Source organism: Catellatospora sp. NPDC049609, from assembly GCF_040675365.1.
In the GTDB taxonomy this organism is placed as follows: Bacteria; Actinomycetota; Actinomycetes; order Mycobacteriales; family Micromonosporaceae; genus Catellatospora.
Genome location: NZ_JBFAOU010000385.1, coordinates 1 through 2,855, shown reverse-complemented (window position 1 = coordinate 2,855; position 2,855 = coordinate 1). Strand labels below are relative to the sequence as shown.

At 67.4% G+C, this 2,855-nt stretch carries 2 protein-coding genes; both read left to right on the top strand.

What is annotated here, in order from left to right; all coding sequences use genetic code 11:
• Positions 1–213 precede the first annotated feature (213 nt).
• Complete coding sequence (locus AB0J67_RS40345) at positions 214–867, top strand: hypothetical protein (RefSeq protein WP_363490984.1); 654 nt, start codon at positions 214–216, stop codon at positions 865–867.
• Positions 868–962: 95 nt separating this feature from the next.
• Positions 963–2,225: a DUF6357 family protein gene (locus AB0J67_RS40340; protein ID WP_363490982.1), complete on the top strand. Its 1,263-nt coding sequence runs from the start codon at positions 963–965 to the stop codon at positions 2,223–2,225.
• Positions 2,226–2,855 lie beyond the last annotated feature (630 nt).

The window sequence follows — 2,855 nt, the reverse complement described above, 5'->3', positions numbered from 1 at the left end:
GGACGTTGTGGGAGAGTAGGACGCCGCCGGACAAACATCGCTGATCAGGCCCACCCCTAAAAGGGGTGGGCCTGATCGCGTTCACCCTCCAAACGAGAGGCCGCAGCTGGGGCTGGTACTCCAGCGGCAGTCAGCCGTCTGATCAGGGCCAGGGGCACGTGTGCACTGATCCACTACACTGGTGGAGCTCTCCCAAGTGAACGAAGGACGCACATGGCCCGCCCCTACCAGCCCGGACCGAAGCAGTTCGTCTTCGCCGTCGGTGATGGCAACGATCAACAAGTCTCCGTGGGCGACCCTCAGGAGGCGTACGTAGCGTTCTCTGCGTTCTTCCGGGGCCGGGAGTCCGACACCTACACCATCATGGATGAACCGGCCAGGCAGAGTCTCGTGCTCATGCCCCGTCGGGGTGTGATCTCCCGGATCAAGGATGCGGACCAACCGCGGTCGGAACACCTCCTGACCGACCGGGCCAACCGCTACCTTCCGGCCGCGATGCTGTTCTTCGAGAACGGATATGCCGGCCTCGACTACTTCGGCCAGTGGTTCTCCGACCTCTCCGACCTCGACGCGTCACCGGAGACCCGCGGCGCCGCCCGCGCCGCCACGATGACGACGGAAGCAGCGGCAATCCAAGAAGTCGCTCGGATCTGGGCAGATTCGGGCATCGTCGACCCGAGCGACCAGTACTACATCTTCTTCGACTCGCATGATGCCGACGACGACCGAGCCGAACGAGCCGAACTGCTCCAGTTGATCGAATTTCTCGGTCTCGAACGAGTCGACGCCCCGGCCGAGGCCGCCACGGGCGAAGTCTGGGTGCGCACCGACCCACGCCTCGACGTCGAATGTGCACGGTGGTCGTGAACCGCCGGTGCGGGGCGGGCCGCGACATCGCCTGCTACCCGCCGTGGACCCGAGCGACCATGTCCAGCCGGCGCCGTTCCGGGGAAGCCTGAGCCGTGAGAGACATCGTTTTCACGCGCCGCAGCGGCTGGATCCCGAACGTGATCCGTGAGGACGGCGAGCTGAAGCTGATGCTCGGCGCCGGGGCCGACGCCAACCATGAGCCTCGCACGTTCACGTTCCCGATCGGGGAAGCCCATCTTGCGGTGATCCGGGAGGACCTGGCAAGACACCTGCTGCTGTGGAGTGCGGTCCTTCCGCTGTGCGACGCCGCCGGGACCCGGGGCCGGCTCGACGAGCACGCTGCCGTCGCGCTCCTGGACCCGGTCCTGCTCTCCTCGCCCGCGGACGTCGACGCGCTCTTTCGGCGCATCCGGTGGGACAGGAGCCGGCTCGTCGCCCATGGGGCCGACATCGATCTACTTGAGCGCGGTCAGGTCTGCGCGGCGATGCGCATGGCGACGGAGGGACCGAACGAGAAACGTGCTCAGGAGTATCACGCGGACCGCCGTCGCGCCGCGCGCGGAGTAGCCCTCGGGCCACTCGACACTGCGATTCTGAGGTACACGAGCCAGTATCTGCATGGCGCGACGGTGCCGAAGCGGATGCCCGATGCCGTCGACCCCGCGCTGCTGCCCCAGATCATGCGTGTGATCGCCACCGCGGAGCAGGCGTGCGCCGGGATGCGGATCGGCCTCGATCCGCGGCGGGGAAAGCGGGCCACTGACAAGCGCGACTGGGACCGGATGGCGGCGACGGTCGACGCGGCCGTGCGAGCCGCGTACCCCGAACTCGTCGATGACGCGGTGCGTACGGTGAGCTTCCTGATGTGCGCGGAGGCTGCGGACCGCGCCAAGCGCACACCGGTGGAAGACGACGAGGAGGCGGCCGGCGACCACGCCGACCTGGGTGAGAGTGCGAGAAAGACGGCCCTGACGTTCACCGACGACAAGGGCGGCGAGAAGAAGTGGCAACGCGACGGTCCTCGCTCCGCCTCCGCCGAGTTCTGGGAGTTCGTCGCCGATCGCTCTGCAGGGGACAACGAAGTGTTCACCATCGAGGACGAGGAGCTGGGCGAGGGGATCCAGCTGCACTTCTACGCGGACTCCATCGCCCGGATCACGACGGTGCGACGCGGGGAAGGCGGGTCGGATCCGCAGTACCGGGTCGAGTACAGCCTGGTCGATGGGATCGGCGGATACCGGAACCTGGTGAGCGCCTTCGTCCGCGGCGGCTGCGCCGCACTCGAACAGCACGGTCCCTGGATGTCGGATGTCGCCGAGTTCGAGCGCGCGCGTCGGCGGCGCGACGCCCGGTAGTCCCAGCGGGAACCCGCGCCCGCGCCGTCCTGTCGGAGATCTTGAATCTCGGGCAGGACCCTTAACGCTTCAGGACACCTCGTACCGCCCAGGCCCTCCGAGGTGCGTCACGATGGCCCGCTGCCGGCTCGTCAGCCACCTGACAGGAGAGCTCGTCGGCTACTGACCCGGGCATTTGGGCGCGAGGCCCGGTGACGACCGCTGCATCGGCGAGTGGCGGGGGCGGCCCCGTTTGATCTGGAGCCGCCCTGGCTCCCGGTGGTGCTGGGATCGCCCCCTGAGTGGGTTTCGTCCGCTGCGCGTCGACGAGGCCGGCGGCGGGCGGCGCAGCGGCTACGGCTCGGGGCACTGTATCCGCGGAACTGCCGGCGGCATGGTCACGATGGCAAAGACGGCAACAAGCGATCGCCAAACGCAGCCACTACGCCGTCACGGCCCTGCTACCGGCAAATAGGGTGCGCATAGTTGCGGCACCTCCGAACCGCTGACCTCAGACGTGTTGTTCTGCAGCTCCCGACGACAGATTTGTTCGCGGACTTACGATCTTGTGCGCAATAGCTGACGGTGGCGGTTGCTGGTCCGATCGCAGATCCTTTTTGGATGCCGCGTCGATGGGCTCGTCGTGTCTTC